This is a genomic window from Achromobacter sp. KK8 (assembly GCF_054188005.1).
In genome coordinates this window covers 2,556,616-2,576,204 of the sequence record NZ_CM135178.1, presented here as the reverse complement: position 1 = coordinate 2,576,204, position 19,589 = coordinate 2,556,616, and the positions used below count along the sequence as shown (strand labels likewise).

Sequence of the window (19,589 nt, the reverse complement as noted above, 5' to 3'; positions counted from 1 at the left end):
GCAGAGGCTTCATGGCTCCCAAGCTCCCCGACGCCGGCGCCCTGGCCGGCTGCAAAGTGATCGACCTGTCGCGCGTGCTGGGCGGTCCTTACTGCACCCAGATCCTGGCCGACCACGGCGCCGACGTGCTCAAGATCGAACCGCCCGGCGGCGACGAAACGCGCGGCTGGGGTCCGCCGTTCCTGGGCGATACCGCGTCGTACTTCGTCGGCGTCAACCGCAACAAGCGCGGCATGACGCTGGACCTGTCGCAGGCGGCCGGCCAGGAACTGCTGCGCCACCTGCTGGCCGATGCCGACGTGCTGGTCGAGAACTTCAAGCCGGGCACGCTGGAGAAGTGGGGGCTTGGCTACGACACCTTGAAAGAACGCTTCCCGAAACTGATCCACTGCCGCGTCAGCGGCTTCGGCGCCGACGGCCCGCTGGGCGGCCTGCCCGGCTATGACGCCTGCGCGCAGGCCATGTGCGGGCTGATGAGCGTGAACGGCGAAGCCGACGGCGACGCCACCCGCGTCGGCCTGCCGGTGGTGGACATGGTGACGGGCCTGAACGCGGCGGTGGCGATCCTGCTGGCGCTGAACGAGCGCGCGCGCAGCGGGCTGGGCCAGTTCCTCGACATCACGCTGTACGACTGCGCGCTGTCGCTGCTGCATCCGCACGCGCCCAATTACTTCTACAGCGGCAAGACGCCGGGCCGCAGCGGCAACGCGCATCCCAACATCGCGCCCTACGAGACCCTGCCCACCGCCAGCGGCCCGATCTTCCTGGCGGTCGGCAACAACCGCCAGTTCGCGCAGCTGGCGCAAGTGCTGGAAGCGCCAGCGCTGGCCGCGGACCCGCGCTATGCCGCCAACGCCGACCGGCTGGCGCATCGCCAGGCCCTGCGCGAAGACCTGTCGGCCCTGCTCGCACATCACGAGGCGGCGGCCCTGGCCGACCGCCTGCTGCGCGCCGGCGTGCCGGCCGCGGCCGTGCAGACGGTGGACCAGGCGCTGGCGCATCCGCACACGCGCCATCGCGGCATGGTGCTGGAACAGGGCGACTATCGCGGCGTCGGCTCGCCCATCAAACTGTCGCGCACGCCCGCCACGCTGCGCCGCCTGCCGCCCGATCTGGCGCCGCCCCAGCCATAGCGGCCGCGGCATCAGCGCTCGCCCCATGCGCCGCCCTGCCCGCCTTGCGCGGGCCTTTTCATGCCTGCCTAACCAGGAGCCGCGCCGGCGATTGCCGCCATTCCCTACACCCGCTTGCATGTCTTGCATGCACAGACAATTCGTTGCATGACTGTTGCATTGCCCGCCTCCCGGCCGATTTAGACTTTTCCCATCACACCGGCCCGCCCTTCATGGCGGGCACCGAGGGAGCGATGCGCGGCGATACCCGCGCTGCATGCCCGCTCCCTCGACGTTGCCCTGGCGCGACTCCCCATCGAACGAGAACAAGGAGAAAGACTATGGCTACGAACGCCCCCAGCGGCGATCCGCAACAGAACGCCGCGCTCAAGCGGGTGATGGGCCCCAAGCTGCTGCTGCTCTTCATCGTCGGCGACATCCTGGGCACCGGGGTCTACGCCCTGACCGGACAGGTCGCCAAGGAAGTCGGCGGCGCGGCCTGGCTGCCGTTCCTGGTGGCCTTCGGCGTGGCGCTGCTGACCGCGCTGTCCTACCTGGAACTGGTGACCAAGTATCCGAAAGCGGCGGGCGCCGCGCTCTACGTGCACAAGGCGTTCGGCCTGCACTTCCTGACCTTTATCGTCTGCTTCACGGTGATGTGCTCGGGCCTGACCTCGGCCGCGACCGCGTCGCAGGCCTTCGCGGCCAATCTGTTCGCCGCCTTCGGCATCGAGGCCAGCAAGACCTGGATCACCATGGGCGCGCTGGGATTCATGGCGCTGGTGATGCTGGTGAACCTGCGCGGCGCGTCCGAAAGCGTGCGCGCCAACGTGGTGCTGACGCTGATCGAACTGTCCGGCCTGCTGATGGTGATCCTGCTGGGCTTTTACGCCATGTCGGAAGGCCAGGCCGACTTCTCGCGCGTCATCGCCTTCGACACGCCGGAAGACAAGAGCGTGTTCCTGGCCGTCACCTCGGCCACCGCGTTGGCTTTCTTTGCCATGGTCGGCTTCGAGGACTCCGTCAACATGGCCGAGGAAACCCACAACCCCAGCCGCATCTTTCCCAAGGTGATGCTGACCGGCCTGGGGCTGACGGCGGTGATCTACGTGCTGGTGTCGATCTGCGCGGTGGCGCTGGTGCCGGTGGGCGAACTGGCCGGCAGCAGCACGCCGCTGGTGCTGGTGGTCAAGCGCGCCGCGCCCGGCCTGCCAGTGGAATACATCATGCCGGTGATCTCTATGTTCGCCGTCGCCAACTCCGCGCTCATCAACATGATGATGGCCAGCCGCCTGCTGTACGGCATGTCGCGCCAGGGCGTGCTGCCGGCCTTCCTGGCCCACGTGCATCGCCGCAACCAGACGCCGTGGACGGCGATCCTGTTCACCACCGCGCTGGCGTTCGGCCTGATCATCCTGGTGGCGCTGGCCGATTCCGAAGCCATCCGCGCGCTGGGCGGCACCACCGCCCTGCTGCTGCTGGGCGTGTTCGCCTTCGTCAACGTGGCGGTGCTGGTGCTGCGCCGCGACCAGGTCAAGCACGAGCATTTCCGCATCAACCGCATCGTGCCGTGGCTGGGCGCGGCCGCCTGCCTGTTCCTGGTGACGCCGCTGACCGGACGCGACGTGATCCAGTACCAGGTGGCCGGCTGGCTGCTGCTGCTGGGCGTGGTGATGTGGGGCGTGACCTACCTGGCACGCAGCCGCGAGGAAAAGATGCGGCTGGATCCGTCGGCGCTGGAATAGGAAGGCGCGCCAGGCCCTGCCTGGCGCGGGGCCTGCCCCGGCCCATGCGGGAACGGCGGATGGCGCGCCGGGAATCCTCCTCAGCCGCCTTGCACCAAACCCTCGCGGCGCGGATCGACCCCGCCCTGCAGGCCGTCGGCGTCGATCACGATGCCATGGATGCCGCTGGGGAAATCGGTGATCTTGACCGGATGCCCCATGCGCTCCAGGGCCGGCGCCAGCGCCTCCAGCGCGGTGCCCTTTTCCAGTTCGGTTTCCTTGTTGCGGCTGCCCAGGTTCGGCAAGGCCGCGGCGGCCTGGATGTCGAGCTTCCAGTCGAGCACCGCCACGATGGTCTTGGCGACGTAGTTGATGATGGCGCTGCCGCCCGGCGATCCCACCAGCAGGTAGGGCTTGCCGTCGCGCAGCACGATCATCGGCGCCATCGCGCTGCGCGGGCGCTTGCCGGGTTCGACGCGATTGGCCACCAGCCGCCCTTCGGGATCCTTGAACGAGGACGAAAAGTCCGTCATCTCGTTGTTCAGCAGGAAGCCGCGCACGAAAATCTTGCTGCCGAATTCGTTCTCGATGGTGGTGGTCATCGACAGCGCATTGCCGTCGGCGTCCACCGCCACCAGATGGCTGGTCGAAGGTTGCTCCAGGGCGTTGCCGCGCCCCAGCGACAGCAACTTGCCTTCGGGGTCGCCGGGCAGCGCCACCTTCATGCTGCGGTCGGGCCGGATCAGCGCGCCGCGCGCGCGCAAATACGCCGGATCCAGCATCGCGCGCACCGGCACGCGGACGAAATCCGGGTCGGCCACGTAGAAGTCGCGGTCGGCAAACGCCAGCCGGCCGGCCTCGGCGAAATAATGCACCGCTTCGACGCTGCCAGGCGCGAAATCGCCGATCGGATATTGCTCCAGTTCGCCCAGCATCTGCAGCACCGCGATCGGGCCGCTGCTGGGCGGCCCCATGCCGCACAGCTCGTAGCCGCGATAGGCGCCGCACACCGGTTCACGCTGGCGCGCCTGGTAGCCCGCCAGGTCGGCCAGCGTCAGGTCGCCCGGCTTGGGATGCGCATGCACCGCGGCCACGATGTCGCGGGCGATATCGCCCTGGTAGAAAGCGTCCGCGCCGCCCTGCGCCACGGCCCGCAGCGTGGCCGCGAAGGCGGGATTCTTCAGCACGTGGCCGACGGGCCAGGCGCTACCATCGGGCGCGTAGAAATAGGCCGCGGCGGCCGGCTGGCGCGGCAATTCCTTGTTGCCCGCCAGCAGCTTGTGCAAGCGCGGCGACACGGCGAAACCCTGCTCGGCCAGCCGGATCGCGGGCTGGAACAGGTCGGCCCACGGCAGCTTTCCCTGGCGCTGGTGCGCCATTTCCAGGCCGCGCAGCAGGCCCGGGACGCCCACCGCCATGCCGTTGTTGACCGCCTGCGCGAACGGCAGCGGCTTGCCGTCGGCATCCAGGAAGCGGTCGGGACGCGCCGCGGCGGGCGCCGTCTCGCGGCTATCGTAGGTCACGATGGCGCGATCCTTGGCCGAATACACCACCATGAAGGCGCCGCCGCCGATGCCCGACGATTGCGGTTCGACCAGATTGAGCACCAGCTGAGTGGCGATGGCGGCATCCACCACGCTGCCGCCGCGCCGCAGCATCTCGTCGCCGGCGGCGGTGGCCAGGGGGTTGGCCGCGACCATCATGAAATGCGGAGCGCGCACCAGCTTGCGGGCCTGGCTGCCGGTGGCGGCCTCGGGATTCAGGTCGTCGGCGGCCACCGGCGAACGGGCCCAGGCGGACGGCGCCGCGGCCAGCGCGGCGGCGAGCAAAAGAGCGGCGGTGGAACGACACACGCGCATGGAAAGGGCTCCAGGATGGCGCCGGATGGCCGGCATGGACGTCCATGATAGACAAGACCCGCGCCGCTGTCGCAGTGCCCCGTCGCGCCGTAGAATGCGGGATTGCGCCGACCCACCCTTCGCATCATGCGCCTGCGCCACATCGAGATCTTCGAAGCGATCCGCCGCACCGGCTCCCTGACCCAGGCCGCGGCGGCGCTGCACATCACCCAGCCGGCCGCCAGCAAGCTGCTGGCCAGCGCCGAGTCGCAACTGGGCTTCAAGCTGTTCGAGCGCGTCAAGGGCCGTCTGGTGGCCACGCGCGAAGCCGACATCCTCACGCCCGAAGTGGCGCGCCTGAACCAGGACCTGGACAGCGTGCGCAGGCTGGCCGCCAGCCTGCGCGACCGGCCCCACGCGCACCTGCGGCTGGGCTGCGCGCCGGCGCTGGGCCTGGGCCTGCTGCCCGGCGTGGTGCGCGACAGCCGCGAGGCGCAGCCCGGCCTGACCTTCGATATCCACACCTACCACAGCAGCGAGCTGGTGCGCGGCATGCTGACGCGCGAGCTGGACCTGGCGGTGACCTTCGACACCAGCGAGACGCCCGGCCTGACGCGCACCGAACTGGGCCAGACCGAACTGGTGCACCTGGGCCGCGGCCCCGCCGGCGGCCCGCTTGCGCTCGCCGACGTCGCAGGCGACAACCTGATCCTGCTGGACGCCAGCGACGCCGCCGGCGCCCTGCTCCAAATGGCGCTGGACGCGCAGGGCGTGGACCCGCACGCCGCGATCCGGGTGCAGACCCACTACGTCGCCTGCGCGCTGGCGCAGGCCGGGGCCGGCGACGCCATCGTCGACGCCATCACGGCCCAGGCCATGCTGCGACCCGACATGCGCCTGCGGCGATTGTCGCCCACGCTGGGCGTGCCGATCAGCGTGTTGACGCGCAGCCAGGATCCGCTGACGGCCGTGCATCGAGACCTGATCGACCGGTTGCGCGCGGCCTGCGACGCAAGCCAGGCGGCGCTGGAACGCTGACGCCCCTTGGGCGCGGGCCCCGCGCGCAAAGAAAAAAAAGCGCCCCGCGGGGCGCCTTCTCTGCCAGGCCGGCGGCGGGCCGGAGCCCGCGCCGTCAGGCCATCAATCCAGCTTGATGTTCTGCTTCTTCACGACGTCCTTCGCCCAGTCGTACTGTTCCTTGATTTCCTTGGCGAACTCTTCCGGCGTGTTGCCCGAGGGCGCCGAGCCCTGGTCGTCCAGCGCCTTGATGACCTTGGGGTCCTTCAGGGCCACGACGGCGGCGTCGCGCAGCTTGTTCACGACTTCCATCGGGGTGCCCTTGGGCGCCAGCAGGCCGTACCAGACCGGCTGGTTCAGCACGGGGAAGCCGGCTTGCTTGAAGTTCGGCACGCCCTTGAGCGAAGCGATGTCTTCCGGCCAGGCGATCGCCATGGCGTTCAACTTGCCCGCCTGGATCTGCGGCATCGAGGACGGCAGGTTGTCGAAGATGATTTCGATCTGGCCGCCGACGGCGTCGGCCACGGCCGGGCCCGAGCCCTTGTAGGGCACGTGCACGATGTCGGTGCCGGTGGCCATCTTGAACGATTCGCCCATCAGGTGCAGCACGCCGCAAGTGCCCGAGCTGCCGTACGAGTACTTGCCCGGGTTCTTCTTCAGTTCCTCGACGAAGCCCTTGAAGTCCTTGGCCGGGAACTTCGGATTCACGGCGACCACGTTGGCGGTGTTGGCGAAGTTGGTGACCGGCTGGAAGTCCTTGATCGGATCGTAGGGCAGGTCGTTGGGGCGGCACGCAGGGTTGACGGCCATGGTCGAGACCGTGGCGATCGACAGCGTGTAGCCGTCCGGCGCGGCGCGCGCGGCTTCGGCCGCGCCGATGGCCCCGCCGGCGCCGCCCTTGTTCTCGACGACCATGGGCTGGCCCAGTTCCTGGCTCATGCGCTGCGTCACCAGGCGCGCGATGATGTCGGTGGAGCCGCCGGGCGCGAACGGGACGATGACGCGGATCGGCTTGTCGGGATACTTGTCGGCGGCATGGGCAACCGAGGCGCCGACCGTGCCGGCAGCCAGCGCGATGGCGATGGCCAGGGAGCGAACTTTAATCATTGGTGTGTTTCCTCCAAATATGCGAGCCCGGGTGTGAACGGACCGTCTTGTGGCGCACTCGTCTGTGGACGAGTCAGCAGTTAGCGTTGGCGGGACATCGCTTGTTGTGCAGGGCTGAAAGCCGTGCTGTTATGGGTTGCTTGTGGCACACGCGCCCGCCAGAATGACGGAGAATAGCAGCAAATGCTTACAGTCGCATAGCGAGCCGATCCCCCGCGCCCGCGCCAGAAAAAATAGCTTATCCATGTCGGTTGCACTGCTCGTTTTCCCTGATTTCATGCTGGTCGCGCTGGGTTGGGCGCTGCGCCACAAACTCAATTTCTCGCGCGAGTTTTTCGCCGGCACCGAGCGCCTGGTGTACTTCGTGCTGTTCCCCGCCCTGTTGTTCCAATCCATCCTGCGCACGCCGATCAGCGCCGGCAACGCCGCAATACTGTTGCAGGCGACGGCGGCGGTGATCGTCTCGGGGGTGGCCTTGTCGTGGCTGGCGGGGCTGGCGCTCAGGCCCACATCGCTGGGGCTGGCGTCATCGGCGCAATGCGGCTTCCGCTTCAACACCTATATCGGACTGGCCCTATCCGCCAGCCTGGGCGGCGCGCAGGGCCAGACGGTGATGGCGCTGATCATCGGTTTCGCCGTGCCGATGGCGAACGTGGCGGCGGTGTACGGCCTGGCGCGCCACAACGGCGGCAATCTGCTGCGCGAGCTGGCGCGCAATCCGCTGGTGGTGTCGACGCTGGCGGGGTTGGCGTGCAACCTCGCGGGACTGCACCTGCCGGGACCGGTGGACACGGTGCTGGCCCGCCTGGGCGCGGCGGCGATCGCGTTGGGGATCCTGTGCGTGGGCGCCAGCCTGGCATGGGAAGGCGGCAAGGGCTATGGCGGGTTGATCGCGTGGATGCTGGCGGTGAAGCTGGTGGCGTTGCCGCTGGTGGCGCTCGGCGTAGCCAGATTGCTGGGGCTGGCGCCGCTGGAGGCGCGCATGCTGCTGCTGTTCGCGGCGTTGCCCACGGCTTCGGCGGCTTATGTGTTGGCGATGCGGATGGGGGGCGATGGGAGAATGGTGGCGGTGCTCATTTCCCTGGGGACGTTGTTTTCCGCGGTGACGATTCCTGCTTGGTTGTTGTTGACCGGGAATGCTTAGCGGGTTTCGAGGCATGTTGCGCTGCTGGACCTGAAAAAAAGCCGCCCTGCTGGGCGGCTTCGTGTTTGGCGACGGCGGCGTTACTTGCCGGCGTTGGTCATGCTGCCGGGCACGACCCATTCGGCGAACTGGGCTTCGGTGACGTAGCCCAGGGCCAGGGCCGATTCCTTCAGCGACAGGCCTTCCTTGTGCGCCTTCTTGGCGATCTGGGCGGCCTTGTCGTAGCCGATGTGCGGGTTCAGGGCGGTGACCAGCATCAGCGAGCGGTCGACCAGTTCGGCGATGCGCTCGCGGTTGGGCTGGATGCCGGCGGCGCAGTGCTGGTCGAAACTGGCCATGCCGTCGGTCAGCAGGCGCACCGACTGCAGGAAGTTGTGGATCACCAGGGGCTTGTAGACGTTCAGCTCGAAGTTGCCGCTGGCGCCGCCGATGTTGATGGCGACGTCGTTGCCCATGACCTGGGCGGCCAGCATGGTGATGGCTTCGCACTGGGTCGGGTTGACCTTGCCCGGCATGATGGAGCTGCCGGGTTCGTTTTCGGGGATGCTGATTTCACCCAGGCCGGAACGCGGGCCGCTGGACAGCCAGCGCACGTCGTTGGCGATCTTCATGAGGCCGGCGGCGAGCGACTTGAGGGCGCCGTGGGCGAACAGCAGGGCTTCGTGCGAGGCCAGGGCCTGGAACTTGTTGGGCGCGGAGACGAAGGCGGTTTCGGTGGCGTGGGCCAGTTCGGCCGAGACCTTGGCGGAAAATTGCGGATGGGCGTTCAGGCCGGTGCCGACGGCGGTGCCGCCGATGGCCAGCTGGTGCAGGCCCGGCAGCGTGGCGCGGATCTGCTGTTCGGCCAGGTCGAGCTGGGCGACGTAGCCGGACAGTTCCTGGCCCAGCGTCAGCGGGGTCGCGTCCTGCAAGTGGGTGCGGCCGATCTTGACGATATCGTAGAACTCGGCGCTCTTGGCGGCGAAGGTGGCGCGCAGGGTCTTCAGGGCCGGCAGCAGGTGGTGCTCGACCTGCACGGCGGCAGCCACGTGCATGGCGGTGGGGAAGGTATCGTTGGACGACTGGCCGCGGTTGACGTGGTCGTTGGGGTGCACCTTGCGTTCTTCGCCGCGCACGCCGCCCAGCAATTCGGAGGCGCGGTTGGCCAGCACCTCGTTCATGTTCATGTTGCTCTGCGTGCCCGAGCCGGTCTGCCACACGGACAGCGGGAATTCGTTGGGCCACTTGCCGGCGATGACTTCATCGGCGGCGCGGATGATGCCATCGGCGATCTTGGGATCGAGCTCACCCAGGTCGGCGTTGACCTTGGCGGCCGCGCGCTTCAGGCGCGCCATCGCAATGACCAGCGGCTCGGGCATCTTTTCGGTGGAGATCGCGAAAAAATGCAGCGAACGCTGCGTCTGCGCGCCCCAGAGATGATCCTCCGGGACTTCGATGGGGCCAAAGGTGTCTTTTTCGATGCGGGTCTTCATGGCGCTTACTGCTCCGTGGCGGCGTCCGTCGCGGCCGGCGGATTCCGCCTGGCCGGACTTATTTGAGAATAGCAATCACTTATAAGATTAGCAGAAACCCGAATTCCTATAATTGCGTTCGATCCGTGTTCCCATCCAGACCTTTTACCACTCGCCCCCGACCCGCGCCATGTCCGCTCCCCTCAGCAGCCTGACCCTGCACCTGCCCGATGAAGCCGCCACGGAAGCGCTGGCACGCCAGCTCGCGCCTCTTGTCTCCGGCCGCGAAACCGGCCTGGCAGGCGCATGTATCCACCTTCAAGGGGACCTGGGGGCAGGAAAAACGGCCTTCTCCAGGGCATTGTTGCGGGAATGCGGCATCACAGGCCGAATCAAGAGTCCGAGCTACGCGCTGCTTGAATCCTATAAAGTTTCTAACTTATACTTCTATCACCTTGATTTTTATAGATTTAGTGATTCGCGCGAATGGTTGGACGCCGGATTCCGGGATTTGCTGCGTGAGGATGCGGTCGTTTTGATTGAATGGCCGGAACGGGCCGAGGGCCTTTTGCCCCCTCCCGACCTGCAGATTTCCCTGGCATACGCCGGCCAAGGACGCGATGTCACGCTGACCGCGCACACCGCTCGAGGACAAACATGGTTGAACGCGATTGTCCCCCCGCCCGACACGGCGCCCTCCCAGCGGCAGGCGCCACCCGACGTCGCCTGATCAGCGTCGCCGCCACCCTGCTCGTCCTGCCGGTGGTGCCGCGGCTGGCGCAGGCCGCCACCATCCTGGCCGTGCGCACCTGGCCGGCCGACGAATACACCCGCGTCACGCTGGAACTGGACAGCGAGCTCAAGGCCGAACAGTTCACCCTGGAAAATCCGCACCGCCTGGTGGTGGATATCGAGGGACTGACCCTGAGCGCGGCGCTCAACGACCTGGTGTCCAAGGTCCGCCCCGACGATCCCTACATCCAGAGCCTGCGCGTGGCGCAGAACCGTCCCAACGTGGTACGGCTGGTGTTCGACCTGAAGCAGGCCGTGGCGCCGCAGGTGTTCACGCTCAAGCCGGTGGCCGACTACCAGTACCGTTTGGTGCTGGACCTGTATCCCAAGATCGCGCAGGATCCGCTGGTCGCCATCCTCAACAAGACCGGTCCCGACGCCGACGATCCGCTGGCGCGCATCCTCGAAGACATCCAGCGCAACCCGGCCACTCGCGCCGACCCGCCTGAACCGCCGCGCGTGCGCGGCCAGCAGCCCGCCGCGCCGCTGCCGGTGCCGAAGTCGCCGCCCGCCTCCGCCGGCCGTGGCAAGCAACGCATGCTGACCATCGCGCTGGATCCCGGCCACGGCGGCGAGGACCCCGGCGCCATCGGCGGCAGCGGCCTGCGTGAAAAAGACGTGGTGCTGCGCATCGCGCGGCGCCTGAAGGCGCTGATCGACGCCCAACCCTACATGCGCGCCTACCTGACGCGCGACGACGACTTCTTCGTGCCGCTGCATGTGCGCGTGCAGAAGGCGCGCCGGGTACACGCCGACCTGTTCGTGTCGATCCACGCCGACGCCTGGATCAAGCCGTCGGCCAACGGCTCGTCGGTGTTCGCGCTGTCGCAGCGCGGCGCCAGCAGCGCCCAGGCGCGCTGGATGGCCGACAAGGAAAACGCGGCCGACCTGATCGGCGGCGTCAACCTGGGCAGCCACGACCGCCAGGTGGCCAAGGTGCTGCTGGACCTGTCCACCACCGCGCAGATCAACGATTCGCTCAAGGTCGGCAATGCCTTCCTGGACGAGATCAAGAAGATCAACCGGCTGCACAAGAACAGCGTCGAGCAGGCCGGCTTTGCCGTGCTGAAGGCGCCGGACATCCCGTCGGTGCTGGTGGAAACCGCCTTCATCAGCAACCCGCAGGAAGAGGCGCTGCTCAAGACCTCGGCGCACCAGGAGAAACTGGCGCAGGCCATGCTGACCGGCATCCAGCGCTACTTCACCGCCAACCCGCCGCTGGCGCGGCTCGGCGACGTCAGCTGAGACTACGCCGGATACGAATAGGGCCATGCCTGCGCATGGCCCTATTCTTTTGCGCCCGCGCCATCAATGCCTTCGGACGATCCGGCTGCGGCTTGAATACGGTGCGGCTATCACAAGCGCCGGGTTACACCATCCTATATACCGGCAGGTGCGAGACTTGTCTCCGGATTTTCAGACGGATCCATACAGATACCGAAAGGCGACCCCGGTAGATTAGCGGCCATCTTTTGGAAAGATCCATGGCCGTCCGCCTGCTATCCGCTCCGCCTTGCGTTCCAGCGCAATCCTGTATTCATCATGCAGGGATTCTGGAACATGAAACGCACGAAAATATCGCTGGCGGCAGCCCTCCTGTTGTCCACAACCTCTTATGGCCAGACCGTCCCGAACGAGGCCACGCCCGGCGAGGCCAGGCACGACGCTCGTGATGGGTTGAAGATTTTTTCGCCGATCACTGTTAGCGCAACCATCAAGCCGGAAGATGTCACCACGCAATCCATTTCCGCCGATGAGCTGAAAAGGACGGGTGGCAACAACTTTGGCACCATCATGCGCTACCAACCGCTGATCAGCGCATCAGGCGTGAACAGCGGGTCCCGCAACGGCAAATCGGGTTTTGACCGTGGCGGTTACAGCAGCTACAACATTCGCGGCCTGGACGGCAACCGGGTGGCGCTGGATGTCAACGGCATCCCCTTGCCGGACGCGACCGGGCGCAGTTACGCGGTCTCCAGCGGTGAAGATACTTTTGGCATTGGCCGCGATTACATCGATCCCTATCTGTACGGCCAGGTGAACATCGCTTCCGGATCACGCCAGAACACGGTCAAGAACGTGGTCGGCGGCTCCGTGTCATTCGTCAGCAAATCACCGGATGCCTATCTCACGGACGGTAAACGCAGCTACCTGGAATACACCGGCGAGTTCGACACGACCGATCATGGCTGGCACAACGGCGTGACCACCGCGTTCGGCAATGACAGCGCCCGGGCATTGTTCGCCTACAGCCGCCGTGATGGCAGGCAGACGCAAAACAACAGCGGCTACCTGGATACTTATCCGATGCGCTGGCATTCCGATGCGGCGCTGATCAATGGCGTGATCGATACCGGCGGCAGCGGCCGGATCATAGGCACCCTGGATTTCTACCGTAAATCCAGCAGGGAGAGCGCGCCCATGTATAAAAAGCTGAACAGCACCGCCGCCCGCGAGAGCATCGTGGGCTCACACGGGCAGAAGAACTCCACGCAACGCGATTCAATCAGCCTGGCGCACGTATTCACACCAGGAAACAACACCCTGATAGACACGATGGAAAGCAAGGTCTTCTATCAGCGCACGCGCGTTGGCGACGACACGGTGTCAGCACAGGATATCGTCACTTCCTCCAGGTGGAGGTCGACCGGCATGGAGACGGAGAACCCCTTGGAGAATGTTTCGACCTTCTCCAACATGAACACCAAGACTTATGGCCTGCAAAGCGAAATCACCAAGGACTATGGCGCCCAGGCATTGAATTACGGCGTGAATTTCTCGGTAACGGATTTTTCCCGGCCGTTTGAACAGGTCGGCGCGGACCATCCCACCTTGCAGCCACAGGGCAACAACAGGACCTATGACACGAATGTGTGGCTGAGCGACACCATCACCATCGGCGCGCTTTCGGTAATGCCGGGCCTGAAATACTCGTGGCACAAAATCAACCCGCAGGGCTTTGAGGCGCCGTCCGACGACAAGGCGCTGGGCGCATTGACGCTGGCGGAAATCAACGAGATACATGGCAAGACGTTTACGGACGGGAAGCTATTGCCTTCGTTGACCGTCATGTATGCGTCCAAGCAGGGGTTCAATACCTACCTGCAGTACAAACGCGGGGTCTCCTACCCCACCAGCAGCCAGATAGCGGGAATCTGGCTGCACCCCAGGATCGGGCGCGCCTCGCCCGCCATGGTGGGCAATTCCGACCTCAAGTCCGAAACCAGCAACCAGTTTGAATTAGGGGTGGTTGGCAAGGCAGCCCGTGGCCTTACGGTGCGCGGCAATGTCTTCTACAACAGCTACGACAATTTCATCTATAACCGGAAATACGCCTTGAGGGACTACCAGACAGGCGCGCCGAAACCGGGCGTGCAAAGCCTGCTGGCCAGGCTTCCGGCCTCGATCTCCAGCCTCACCATCGCGGAGAACCGCGACAAGGCATACATCTATGGCGCCGAGGTCGTCACCCGGATCGATTATGGCGCGCTGTTCGGCGCCGGCCACGGACTGAGCAGCACTTTTGCCGTGGGATACAACCAGGGCAAATCGAAATCATCGTATTCGGGTGATGGCTGGGTGGAGCTGGACAGCGTGTTGCCTGTCAAGGCCATTGCATCATTGGCGTGGGATGATCCTCAGAACCGTTATGGCGCGAGCCTTACCGCCACCTTCGTCAAGGGCAAGCAAGCCGTGGATCCTGTCCGCCAGAATTTCCCGAACAATGGCAGCCTCTCATTCGAAGAATATTCCGGAAAGTACGAAAAGAACTACCTGCGCGTACCCGGATACAGCATTTTCGATCTGACGGCCTACTACAACGTGAAGAAGCACCTGACAGTGGCGATGGGGGTCTACAACCTCACCAACCGCAGATACTGGGAATACGCCAGCAATAGAAAAATGACGACGACCTCGGAGCAGGATCTGCGTGATATCGCCCTGGGCGCCGCGCCTGGCAGGACCTACCAGCTAAGCCTCACCGCGATGTTCTGATTCCGTCGTTTTTCCATTTCCGGGGTGGCCAGGCTCGCATTGCCGCGGTCAGCCGCCCCGGCGCGCGCGCAGCAGCTTGAACAACGCCGCGCCCACCACCGGCACGATGGCCGCGGCCAGGCCGATCAGCACGATGGTGTTCAGGTGTTCCTTCACCAGCGGGATGTTGCCGAAGAAATAACCCGCCGCCACCAGGCTCACCACCCACAGCAGGGCTCCCAGGATATTGAACAGCTGGAAGCGCGACAACGGCATGTCGGCCACGCCGGCCACGAACGGCGCGAACGTGCGCACCACGGGGATGAAACGCGACATGACGATGGTCTTGCCGCCGTGCTTTTCGTAGAACGCGTGCGTGCGCATCAGGGCGCCGCGATCCAGGAAGCGCAGGTTCATCGAGAACACGCGCGGCCCGATGTAGCGGCCGATGGCGTAGTTCACGCTGTTGCCGGTGATGGCGGCCACGATCAGCAGCGCCCCCAGCAGCACCGGATCCAGGCTGCCGGTGGCGCCGAAGGCGCCGGCGATGAACAGCAGCGAATCGCCCGGCAGGAACGGCAGCACCACCAATCCGGTCTCCGCGAAAACGATCAGGAACAGCACCAGATAGACCCACACGCCATACTGCTGGACCCAGACACCGAGGGTCTGGTCGATGTGGAGCACCATTTGGAAAAAATCGAGCATCAATACGTCCCTGGAAGCGGAAGGGGAATAAGGCCACGACTATAGCCCAGCCCATCCAGAGGCTAAAATCCTCCCTATGGCTATACCGGAACACCCCATGACAGAACGCCGCTCCATTCTTGCGCTGCCCGATCTGCTGATCAGCCAGATCGCCGCGGGCGAAGTGATCGAGAGACCCGCCTCGGTGCTCAAGGAAATCCTCGAGAACGCCATCGACGCCGGCGGGCGCGCGATCGAGGTGCGCCTGGAGGGCGGCGGCATCCGCCGCATCGCCGTGACCGACGACGGCGGCGGCATTCCCCCCGAGGAACTGCCGCTGGCGCTGGCGCGCCACGCCACCAGCAAGATCCGCAACCTCCACGAGCTGGAATCGGTCGCGTCCATGGGGTTCCGCGGCGAGGCCCTGGCCTCGATTGCCTCGGTGGCGCAGGTTTCCATCATTTCGCGCACCCGTGACGGCGAGCATGCCTGGCAGATCCAGGCCGGCAGCATGCAGGTCACCCCCGCCTCGGGTCCGCCGGGCACCACCGTGGACGTGCGCCAGCTGTTCGACGCGGTGCCGGCGCGGCGCAAGTTCCTGCGCTCGGAAGCCACCGAGTTCGGCCACTGCGTCGACGCCATGGAGCGCATCGCGCTGGCCCATCCGCAGATCGCCTTCCGCCTGTTTCACCACGACCGCGCGCAACGCCAATGGCTGCCGGCCGAACCGCCGCAGCGCATCCGCGACGTGCTGGGCGCGGAGTTCGCCGAGCACGGCCTGCTGCTGTCGCACAGCGTCGGCACGGTCAGCCTGGCAGGCATGATCACCCGCCCCACCGCGGCCCGCGCCCGCGCCGACCGCCAGTACCTGTACGTCAACGGCCGCTACGTGCGCGACCGCACCGTCAGCCACGCGCTGCGCGCCGCCTACGCCGACGTGCTGCATGGCGACCGCCAGCCGGCCTATGTGCTGTTCCTGGACATCGACCCGGCCGCGGTCGACGTCAACGTGCATCCGGCCAAGCACGAGGTGCGCTTTCGCGACAGCGGCGCGGTGCACCGCTTCGTCAACCACGCGGTCAGCCAGACGCTGGCGCAGACCGGCGGATCGTCGGCGGTGGCGCCGGCCGCGGCGACGCGCGATGACGATGATGGATTCGAGACCGTGGCGCCGTCAGCGCCCGCGGCAGCCGACGGCTTGCCCGCCTCCGCGCCGGCCGACACGCCTCGCCCCGGCTATACCGGCGCCAGCCCGGGCGCCGCGCCCGCCTACGGCCTGCGGCCCACGCCGGCGCCGCAGCGCCCGCATACACAGGTGCCGTTCCGCCTGCACGCCGAGCCGGCCGGGATTCCCGCCGCCGACTGGCAATCGCTGTATCGCCCGCTGACCGAAGACACCGCCGCGCGCGTCGAGCCGCTGCGCGACGTGGCGGCGCTGGCGCCGCAGGCAGCGCCGGCGCCGACGCTGCCGGCCGACGAGGAACACCCGCTCGGCATGGCGCTGGGCCAGTTGCACGGCATCTACATCCTGGCGCAGAACCGCCGCGGCATGGTGCTGGTGGACATGCACGCGGCCCATGAACGGGTGGTCTACGAACAGCTCAAGCAGGCGCTGGACGCGCGCAGCCTGCCGCGCCAGGACCTGCTGGTGCCGGTGGTGTTCCACGCCCAGGAAAAGGATGTGGCGGTGGTCGAGGAATTCGAGGAACAGCTGGAAGATCTCGGCTTCCAGATGCGACCGTCCGGCCCCACCTCGATCGCGGTGCGCTCGGTGCCGGCGATCCTGGCGCGCGGCGACATCGAGACGCTGGCGCGCGCCGTGCTGCGCGACCTGGCCGGCGTGGGCGTGTCGCGCCTGCTGACCGAACAGCGCAACGAACTGCTCTCGACCATGGCCTGCCACGGTTCGGTGCGCGCCAACCGCAAGCTCACGATCGAAGAGATGAACGGCCTGCTGCGGCAGATGGAAGCCACCGAGCGCGCCGACCAGTGCAACCACGGCCGGCCCACCTGGGTGCAGTGGTCGGTGTCCGACCTGGACAAGCTGTTCCTGCGTGGGCAATAGGTCTTGCCCGTGTCCGCCCCTCCCCTCGTCATCTGCCTGGCCGGCCCCACCGCGGCCGGCAAAAGCGCATCCACCCTGGCGCTGGCCGAACGCTGGCCGCTGGAGATCGTCAACGTCGATTCGGCCACCATCTACCGCGGCATGGACATCGGCACCGCCAAGCCGTCGCCGGCCGAACAAGCGCAGGTGCCCCAGCATCTGCTGGATATCCGGGACCCGGCGCAGTCGTATTCGGCGGCCGAATTCCGCGCCGACGCGCTGCGCCTGATCGACGAGATCCGCGCGCGCGGCCGCATTCCGCTTCTGGCCGGCGGCACCATGATGTACTACAAGGCGCTGCGCGACGGCCTGGACGACCTGCCGCAGGCCGACCCCGCGCTGCGCGCAGAACTGGAAGCGCGCGCCGCCCGCGACGGCTGGCCGGCGCTGCACGCCGAGCTGGCGCGGCTCGACCCCGTCACCGCCGCGCGCCTGGCGCCCAACGACAGCCAGCGGATCCAGCGCGCGCTGGAGATCTGCCAGTTATCGGGCCAGCCCATGTCGGCGCTGCTCGGCCGCCAGCGCGCCGCCGCCGGCGACGACGACAACCGCTACCTGACCATCAGCCTGGAACCCTCGGAGCGCGCCGCGCTGCACGCGCGCATCGAACAGCGCTTCGACGCGATGCTGGCCAACGGCCTGTTGGAAGAAGTGCGCGGCCTGCATGCGCGCGCCGACCTGCACCCGGGCCTGCCGTCGGTGCGCTGCGTGGGCTACCGCCAGATGTGGGCCCATCTCGACGGCGAGATCAGCCTGGAGGAAGCCCGCGAACAGGGCATCGCCGCCACCCGCCAGCTGGCCAAGCGCCAGATCACCTGGCTGCGGGCCCAGCCCGAGCGCGTGATCGTCGACTGCCTGGCGGCCGACGCGGTGGCGCAGACCATCGACGCGGTGGCCGCGGCACTGGCCGACGCATCCTGACGCAAGAGGCTGCCTGCTTTCGCGCCTGACCTTTTCGCCGCAGCCGGCCCTTGCGGCAGCGCCTGACCACGGGATATCGAACGGATGGAAATCAACGAAGCGAACCAGTCTTTTGCCGCCGGACTGCGCAAGCAGGGCCAGGCCCTGATCAGTGAAATCCAGCGGTTGCTGCGGGAACGTCCGTTCACGCTGGAGGAGGGAGTTTCCAGGGAAACCGTGGACGCCATCCACTTCGAGTACGACTGGGAGTCGTTCACTCCCGTCGCGATTCCCCTGAACACACGCTCCGGCTACTGTGGACGGGGCCTGCGGCTGGCATTGCAGTACCCGTTGATTGCGCCCGATGTCGACGCCGCGTTGACCGAAGCCATGGACAACGAGGACGACGATTTCGGCGATGAACTGCGCGAAATAATGACGGAGACCTACCTCGCCTGGTTCCAGGCGGCCTGGCGCGACGCGCGGGACGCCAACCGGGAGGTGCGTGGCTTTCTGTCCGTTCACGACACCATCTGGCGCACGGACCTGGATACGGGAGAAGCATTCCGCGAGGACGCGGGCCGGGTCAAGTTCTTCTAGCCGGACTGCGAAAGAAAAACCCGCCACCAGGGCGGGTTGTTGATTGCGAGGCCGGCCGGCTCAGACCACCACGGTCTGGGGCATGCCTTCGGTCTGCGCGACGATCTCGCCCAGCTTGCTGACGGTTTCGCCCTGCTCGCGCAGCGTGGCGGCGATGGCGTCGGCCTGGGCCGGATCCACCACCAACACCATGCCGATGCCGCAGTTGAAGACGCGGTACATCTCGGTGTCCTCGACGCCGCCCTGCTCCTGCAGCCACTGGAACAGCTTGGGCATTTCCCAGCTGTCGCGCCGCAGGCGGGCCGACAGGCCGTCCTGCAGGATGCGCGGCACGTTGTCGAGCAGGCCGCCGCCGGTGATGTGGGCCAGACCCTTGATGGCGGTGCCGTGCTTGGCCAGCGCGGCCAGCACCTGCTTGACATAGATGCGGGTCGGGGCCATGACCACGTCGACCAGCGGCTGGCCGTGGAAATCGTCGTCGGGCTTGGCGCCGGCGCGTTCCAGGATCTTGCGCAGCAGCGAATAGCCGTTGGAGTGAGCGCCGCTGGACGCCAGGCCCAGCACCACGTCGCCGACCTTGATCGACTTGCCGTCGATGATGGCCGACTTCTCGACCGCGCCCACCGCGAACCCTGCCAGGTCGTATTCGCCGTCGGGGTACATACCCGGCATTTCGGCGGTTTCGCCGCCGATCAGGGCGCAGCCCGACAGTTCGCAGCCCTTGGCGATGCCGCCCACCACCGACGCCGCCGTGTCCACCGAAAGCTTGCCGCAACCGAAGTAATCCAGGAAGAACAGCGGCTCGGCGCCCTGCACCAGGATGTCGTTGACGCTCATCGCCACCAGGTCGATGCCGACGGTGTCGTGGCGGTTCCAGTCGAACGCCAGGCGCAGCTTGGTACCGACGCCGTCGGTGCCCGAGACCAGCACGGGCTCCTTGTAGTTCTTGGGCACTTCGAACAGGCCGCCAAAGCCGCCGATACCGGCCAGCACCCCGGGGCGCATGGTGCGCGCCGCAAGCGGTTTGATACGGTCGACCAGGGCGTCGCCCGCGTCGATGTCGACACCGGCGTCACGGTAGGTCAGGGGAGCTTTGGGTTGATTCGTCATGAGAAATGCCGTGGGATATGTAACAATT

15 protein-coding genes are annotated in these 19,589 nt (G+C 66.7%); 10 read left to right on the top strand and 5 right to left on the bottom strand.

Annotation, left to right across the window (positions count from 1 at the left end; all coding sequences use genetic code 11):
* The first annotated feature begins 11 nt into the window (after positions 1-11).
* Positions 12-1,133 (top strand): CaiB/BaiF CoA transferase family protein, encoded by a 1,122-nt coding sequence (locus ACVN9Z_RS11960; RefSeq protein WP_020925047.1) that lies wholly within the window; start codon positions 12-14, stop codon positions 1,131-1,133.
* A 320-nt stretch (positions 1,134-1,453) separates the two neighbouring features.
* A complete protein-coding gene (locus tag ACVN9Z_RS11955; protein ID WP_047992591.1) occupies positions 1,454-2,857 on the top strand; it encodes an APC family permease in 1,404 nt (467 codons plus the stop codon).
* A gap of 80 nt (positions 2,858-2,937) precedes the next feature.
* On the opposite strand, the gene ggt is transcribed toward ACVN9Z_RS11955, so the two are convergent.
* Positions 2,938-4,695 (bottom strand): gamma-glutamyltransferase, encoded by a 1,758-nt coding sequence (gene ggt / locus ACVN9Z_RS11950; RefSeq protein ID WP_458213410.1) that lies wholly within the window; start codon positions 4,693-4,695, stop codon positions 2,938-2,940.
* A gap of 126 nt (positions 4,696-4,821) precedes the next feature.
* Here ggt and ACVN9Z_RS11945 point away from each other — a divergent pair, with 126 nt between their 5' ends.
* The gene (locus ACVN9Z_RS11945) at positions 4,822-5,712 is read left to right on the top strand and encodes a LysR family transcriptional regulator (protein ID WP_020925051.1); all 891 of its coding nucleotides are present in this window, start codon (positions 4,822-4,824) and stop codon (positions 5,710-5,712) included.
* Between the two features lie 102 nt (positions 5,713-5,814).
* On the opposite strand, the gene ACVN9Z_RS11940 is transcribed toward ACVN9Z_RS11945, so the two are convergent.
* Positions 5,815-6,798 (bottom strand): tripartite tricarboxylate transporter substrate binding protein BugE, encoded by a 984-nt coding sequence (locus tag ACVN9Z_RS11940; RefSeq protein ID WP_006388900.1) that lies wholly within the window; start codon positions 6,796-6,798, stop codon positions 5,815-5,817.
* Positions 6,799-7,042: 244 nt separating this feature from the next.
* Here ACVN9Z_RS11940 and ACVN9Z_RS11935 point away from each other — a divergent pair, with 244 nt between their 5' ends.
* Positions 7,043-7,942, top strand: a complete 900-nt coding sequence (locus tag ACVN9Z_RS11935; protein ID WP_370445608.1) for an AEC family transporter — start codon at positions 7,043-7,045, stop codon at positions 7,940-7,942.
* An 80-nt stretch (positions 7,943-8,022) separates the two neighbouring features.
* Here ACVN9Z_RS11935 and fumC read toward each other — a convergent pair whose 3' ends face one another.
* Positions 8,023-9,414 (bottom strand): class II fumarate hydratase, encoded by a 1,392-nt coding sequence (fumC, locus tag ACVN9Z_RS11930; RefSeq protein ID WP_006388898.1) that lies wholly within the window; start codon positions 9,412-9,414, stop codon positions 8,023-8,025.
* Between the two features lie 169 nt (positions 9,415-9,583).
* Between fumC and tsaE the strand changes: the two genes are divergently transcribed.
* The 3 genes from tsaE to ACVN9Z_RS11915 all read left to right on the top strand — a co-directional run bounded on the left by tsaE (position 9,584) and on the right by ACVN9Z_RS11915 (position 14,181).
* Positions 9,584-10,123, top strand: coding sequence for a tRNA (adenosine(37)-N6)-threonylcarbamoyltransferase complex ATPase subunit type 1 TsaE (tsaE, locus tag ACVN9Z_RS11925; protein WP_026384412.1), 540 nt, complete (start codon positions 9,584-9,586; stop codon positions 10,121-10,123).
* The gene (locus tag ACVN9Z_RS11920) at positions 10,051-11,430 is read left to right on the top strand and encodes an N-acetylmuramoyl-L-alanine amidase (RefSeq protein ID WP_020925054.1); all 1,380 of its coding nucleotides are present in this window, start codon (positions 10,051-10,053) and stop codon (positions 11,428-11,430) included. Before tsaE ends, ACVN9Z_RS11920 begins: the two co-directional genes overlap by 73 nt.
* Positions 11,431-11,745: 315 nt before the next feature.
* Positions 11,746-14,181, top strand: coding sequence for a TonB-dependent receptor domain-containing protein (locus ACVN9Z_RS11915; protein WP_458213409.1), 2,436 nt, complete (start codon positions 11,746-11,748; stop codon positions 14,179-14,181).
* Positions 14,182-14,229: 48 nt separating this feature from the next.
* Here the strand turns inward: ACVN9Z_RS11915 and ACVN9Z_RS11910 are convergent, their stop codons facing one another.
* Complete coding sequence (locus ACVN9Z_RS11910; RefSeq protein ID WP_020925056.1) at positions 14,230-14,868, bottom strand: VTT domain-containing protein; 639 nt, start codon at positions 14,866-14,868, stop codon at positions 14,230-14,232.
* 97 nt (positions 14,869-14,965) lie between these two features.
* On the opposite strand from ACVN9Z_RS11910, the gene mutL reads away from it, so the two are divergent.
* From mutL to ACVN9Z_RS11895, 3 genes are all read left to right on the top strand, one after another.
* Entirely contained in the window at positions 14,966-16,912 is a 1,947-nt protein-coding gene (mutL, locus tag ACVN9Z_RS11905) for a DNA mismatch repair endonuclease MutL (RefSeq protein WP_054499616.1), read from the top strand.
* Between the two features lie 9 nt (positions 16,913-16,921).
* Positions 16,922-17,872, top strand: coding sequence for a tRNA (adenosine(37)-N6)-dimethylallyltransferase MiaA (miaA, locus tag ACVN9Z_RS11900; protein WP_020925058.1), 951 nt, complete (start codon positions 16,922-16,924; stop codon positions 17,870-17,872).
* 84 nt (positions 17,873-17,956) lie between these two features.
* On the top strand, positions 17,957-18,451 hold the full coding sequence (locus ACVN9Z_RS11895; RefSeq protein ID WP_006388891.1) for a hypothetical protein: 495 nt from the start codon (positions 17,957-17,959) through the stop codon (positions 18,449-18,451).
* Between the two features lie 60 nt (positions 18,452-18,511).
* Here the strand turns inward: ACVN9Z_RS11895 and purM are convergent, their stop codons facing one another.
* The gene (gene purM, locus ACVN9Z_RS11890) at positions 18,512-19,561 is read right to left on the bottom strand and encodes a phosphoribosylformylglycinamidine cyclo-ligase (RefSeq protein WP_020925060.1); all 1,050 of its coding nucleotides are present in this window, start codon (positions 19,559-19,561) and stop codon (positions 18,512-18,514) included.
* Positions 19,562-19,589 lie beyond the last annotated feature (28 nt).

Excerpts from the sequence above, each read along its gene's own strand:
- ACVN9Z_RS11960 (WP_020925047.1), top strand. The coding sequence starts at position 12 with ATGGCTCCCAAGCTCCCCGACGCCGGCGCCCTGGCCGGCTGCAAAGTG.
- ACVN9Z_RS11955 (WP_047992591.1), top strand. The coding sequence starts at position 1,454 with ATGGCTACGAACGCCCCCAGCGGCGATCCGCAACAGAACGCCGCGCTC.
- ggt (WP_458213410.1), bottom strand. The coding sequence starts at position 4,695 with ATGCGCGTGTGTCGTTCCACCGCCGCTCTTTTGCTCGCCGCCGCGCTG.
- ACVN9Z_RS11945 (WP_020925051.1), top strand. The coding sequence starts at position 4,822 with ATGCGCCTGCGCCACATCGAGATCTTCGAAGCGATCCGCCGCACCGGC.
- ACVN9Z_RS11940 (WP_006388900.1), bottom strand. The coding sequence starts at position 6,798 with ATGATTAAAGTTCGCTCCCTGGCCATCGCCATCGCGCTGGCTGCCGGC.
- ACVN9Z_RS11935 (WP_370445608.1), top strand. The coding sequence starts at position 7,043 with ATGTCGGTTGCACTGCTCGTTTTCCCTGATTTCATGCTGGTCGCGCTG.
- fumC (WP_006388898.1), bottom strand. The coding sequence starts at position 9,414 with ATGAAGACCCGCATCGAAAAAGACACCTTTGGCCCCATCGAAGTCCCG.
- tsaE (WP_026384412.1), top strand. The coding sequence starts at position 9,584 with ATGTCCGCTCCCCTCAGCAGCCTGACCCTGCACCTGCCCGATGAAGCC.
- ACVN9Z_RS11920 (WP_020925054.1), top strand. The coding sequence starts at position 10,051 with ATGGTTGAACGCGATTGTCCCCCCGCCCGACACGGCGCCCTCCCAGCG.
- ACVN9Z_RS11915 (WP_458213409.1), top strand. The coding sequence starts at position 11,746 with ATGAAACGCACGAAAATATCGCTGGCGGCAGCCCTCCTGTTGTCCACA.
- ACVN9Z_RS11910 (WP_020925056.1), bottom strand. The coding sequence starts at position 14,868 with ATGCTCGATTTTTTCCAAATGGTGCTCCACATCGACCAGACCCTCGGT.
- mutL (WP_054499616.1), top strand. The coding sequence starts at position 14,966 with ATGACAGAACGCCGCTCCATTCTTGCGCTGCCCGATCTGCTGATCAGC.
- ACVN9Z_RS11895 (WP_006388891.1), top strand. The coding sequence starts at position 17,957 with ATGGAAATCAACGAAGCGAACCAGTCTTTTGCCGCCGGACTGCGCAAG.
- purM (WP_020925060.1), bottom strand. The coding sequence starts at position 19,561 with ATGACGAATCAACCCAAAGCTCCCCTGACCTACCGTGACGCCGGTGTC.